A 2,607-nucleotide genomic window follows, 5' to 3' on the forward strand; every position below is an offset into this window, starting at 1 on the left:
ATCGGGTTGTCCGAGACACCGGTGATCAGCCCAGCGACGAAATTAATGCCGCCCATGAGGTTGTATACGCCGACGAGGGCCGTGGCACCGATCCCGATCCAGACGATCATGCCGCAGGTCGAGAGGGTCTGCATTGCGCTTTCACGCAGGAACTTCCAGGTGAACTCGCCGCGGATCACGGCGGAGAGCGCAACCCCTGCCACGCCGACCGCCGAGGCTTCGGTCACAGAGGCAATACCGGCGTAAATCGAGCCCAGAACGAAAGTCACCACGAGCAACGGCAGGATCAGGCCTTTTAGCAGGCGCAGTTTTTCCGCAGATGGAATCTTCTCGTTGGTGGGGGGCGGCGCCACGCCTTCCGAGAAGTAGGATCGCAGCAGCACGTAGCCCACGTAGAGCGAGGCCAGCATCAGGCCGGGCACGAATGACGCGGTGAACAGATCGCCGATCGAGACGTTGGCGGTCAGACCGTACATGATCAGCACAATCGAGGGCGGGATCATGGCACCCAGCGAGCCGCCGGCGCAGACGACACCGATCGCAAGATCTCGATCATAGCCAAGCCGCAGCATCTGGGGCAGGGCGATCAGGCCGAGCAACACGATCTCGCCGCCGATGATGCCCGACATGGCCGCGAGGATCACCGATACGAAGATGGTTTGCACGGCGACCCCGCCGCGGATCCGGCCACCGATGAGCTTCATCGCGTCGAACAGGTCGCGGGCGACGCCGGATCGGTCGAGCATCGCTGCCATCAGCACGAACATAGGCACTGAGACGAAGATGAAACTGTTGACGAAGGTGTAAATCCGGCTCGTGATCACGGTGATCGACAGCGGGCCGAAGAAGCCGAGCGCAAAGACCAACGAAACGAGCAGCGTGACGAAGGCCAGCGGCATGCCGGTCAGCAGCAGCACCACCATGAGACCGAACATGAGGAGGGTTGCGGGCCCGATGCCGAGCGCCGCCAGATCGAACATGGCTTGCATGTCAGATGTCCTTTGCAGGCTTTTTGAGCTGCTTGACGACAATCACCGCGAACTGGGCGCACATGACAAGCATCAGAACAAAAAGGAATATCTTGAGGTAAGCGGGCAGCGGCGGGTTCCAGGCGCTGCCGGAGCGTTCGAGGCGCAGATCGCCCATCGGCGACCATACCGCCTTGCTGAGCATCAGCCACGCCGCATAGGCAAAGAACCCGCTGGCAATCATCGAGGCCAGTGATGTGAAGATGTCGAGCGCCTTTCGGGCCCGCGCTGGGAGGGCGTCGTAGATCAGGACCACCCGGATGTGCCGGTCGCGCGACACGCAGAACAGGCCGCCGTAGAGAAACGCCAGACCGCAGAGGAAGGTCGCGGTCTCATGCGCCCAGATCGTCGGGGCGTTCAGCGCATACCGCAGGAAGACCTCCATCAGCAGGAAGACCGCCGCCGCCACGATCCCGACCGCGAATATAAAGCCCAGACGGTCGATGGCACGGCCGAGCAGCCCCGCCTCGGGGATCGGCTCTTCTCGTGTCTCATGGGTCGGCAGCTCGGAGGTGTGCTCGTGTTCCGAGGGGGCGCTATCAGGTCTGCTCATCAACATGTCCTCCGTCAGATTGGTATGCAGGAAGGCCGGCGACCCGTGCCGCCGGCCTCCACGGGCTTACTGGAGGAGGCCCTTGTCGGTGAGATAGGCGGTCAGCGTGTCGAAGACCTTCTTCGCCATCGGCGAGCCCTCGGCGACGGTCGCCCATTCGTTCTGCGCGATGGCGCGGAACTTGGCGCGTTCCTCGTCGGACCAGTTGTGGATGGTGATGCCCTCGGCCTCAGCGGTTTCAACCGCCTCGAGATCACGCTCTTTCAGCGTGTTCACCTGGGTCTGCTGGAATTCCTTCACCGAGGCCTTGAGCTGCTCCTGGATCTCCGGCGGCAGCGCGTCCCACTTGGCCTTGTTCATCGAAACCTCGACCAGCGGCAGCGAGTGGAAGCCGGGATAGACCGGATGCGGCGCGATCTCGTTCATGCCGGTCTCTTGGTTCACCGAAAAGACCGAGTAGTCGGCGGCGTCGATGACGCTCTTGTCGAGCGAGGTGTAGACCTCGGAGGCGGGCAGGTTCACCGGGTTTGCGCCGGCGGCGGCGAAGACGTTGGCAATCAGCCCTTCGGGCGAGCGAACCTTGACGCCCTGCAGGTCGGCGACGCTGTCGAGCGGCACCTTCGAGACAAAGGCTTCGAGGCCCGGGGTGGAGACGCCGATGAACTCGAGCCCATAGGGATTGATCAGTTCGTTCATCAGCTCCTTGCCGCCACCGTTTTCGACGAAGTCGATCATCTGCTCGGGATCGGACCATGCGCCGACAGGGTTGGCGATCAGGCCGAAGGCCGGGTCACGACCGGCGAAATAGGAAGTGTCGGTGATATGGCCATCAATGATCCCAGCGGCGATCGCGTCGGGCGTTTCCTTGTAGTCGACGATCGAACCCACCGGCAGCAGCTCGATGCTGACCTTGCCGTCGGTCATCTCTTTGACCGTTTCCGTCCAGCCCTGCTGGAAGATGAAGTTCGGGTTGCCGGCCGGGTCCGAGGACTGGAAGCGGAAACTGTATTCCTGTGCCGAGGCGGC

3 protein-coding genes are annotated in these 2,607 nt (G+C 62.6%); all 3 read right to left on the bottom strand.

Annotation, left to right across the window (positions count from 1 at the left end):
- The coding region (locus LC039_RS26690) for a TRAP transporter large permease (RefSeq protein WP_226629911.1) at positions 1–989 on the bottom strand (989 nt) is incomplete at its 3' end.
- A 1-nt stretch (position 990) separates the two neighbouring features.
- Positions 991–1,581 (bottom strand): TRAP transporter small permease subunit, encoded by a 591-nt coding sequence (locus LC039_RS26695; RefSeq protein WP_083191398.1) that lies wholly within the window; start codon positions 1,579–1,581, stop codon positions 991–993.
- Positions 1,582–1,647: 66 nt separating this feature from the next.
- Positions 1,648–2,607, bottom strand: a 960-nt coding sequence (locus LC039_RS26700; RefSeq protein WP_226629913.1) for a TRAP transporter substrate-binding protein, incomplete at its 5' end; no start/stop codon positions are given.

This window comes from Alloyangia pacifica (assembly GCF_020524285.1).
Taxonomy (GTDB): domain Bacteria; phylum Pseudomonadota; class Alphaproteobacteria; order Rhodobacterales; family Rhodobacteraceae; genus Salipiger; species Salipiger pacificus_B.